At 70.7% G+C, this 727-nt stretch carries 1 protein-coding gene; it reads left to right on the top strand.

Annotation, left to right across the window (positions count from 1 at the left end; genetic code table 11):
* Nucleotides 1-727: DUF6537 domain-containing protein (locus JaAD80_RS31105; RefSeq protein WP_374755289.1), on the top strand; the 727-nt coding region annotated here is incomplete at both ends.

Here is a 727-nt window from a genome sequence, read left to right as displayed (position 1 = left end):
TACCAGAACGCGGCGCTGGCGGAACGCTTCCAGGCCTTTGTGGCGCACGTGCGCGAGCGCGAAAGCGCCGTCTTCGGCGCCGATGCGCCGCCCGTGCTGACCCTGGCCGTGGCGCGCGGCTACAGCAAGCTGCTGGCCTACAAGGATGAATACGAGGTGGCGCGGCTGTTTTCGGACGGCCACTTCCAGCGCGAGCTGCGGCAGCAGTTCGAGGGCGACGTGACGCTCACCTTCCACATGGCGCCGCCGCTGCTGGGCAAGCGCAAGCGCGCCTTCGGTCCGTGGATGGGCAAGCTGCTGGCGCTGCTGGCCAGGGCCAGGGGGCTGCGCGGCACGCGCTTCGACGTGTTTGGCTACAGCGCGGAACGGCGCCGCGAGCGCCAGCTGATCAGCGACTACACGGCGCGCCTGGACACCCTGCTGCCGCGCCTGAACACCCGCAACCTGGCATCCATCGTGGCGCTGGCCGAACTGCCGCAAGCCATCCGCGGCTACGGCCATGTGAAACTGGCCAGCATCGACGCGGCCGAACAGCGCGCGCAGGCGCTGCTGGCGACGCTGGAACAGCCAGCCGCCGCCGGCACGGCTGGTCCCAAGCGCCGCGCCGCCCGCCCAGCCGCCTTTCCGCACCATCGCCATCCGGCGCTACCAGTAGCCATGTTTTCATTGACCAACACGCGGCGCGGCGCCTTGCCGCGCCGCCGCGCCCAGGAGTCCAGCCTTGAAG

It is taken from the genome of Janthinobacterium sp. AD80, from assembly GCF_002878455.1.
Lineage (GTDB): Bacteria > Pseudomonadota > Gammaproteobacteria > Burkholderiales > Burkholderiaceae_D > Janthinobacterium.
Note: the sequence above shows the minus strand (reverse complement) of the source record. Positions and strands in the feature narration are given on the sequence as shown.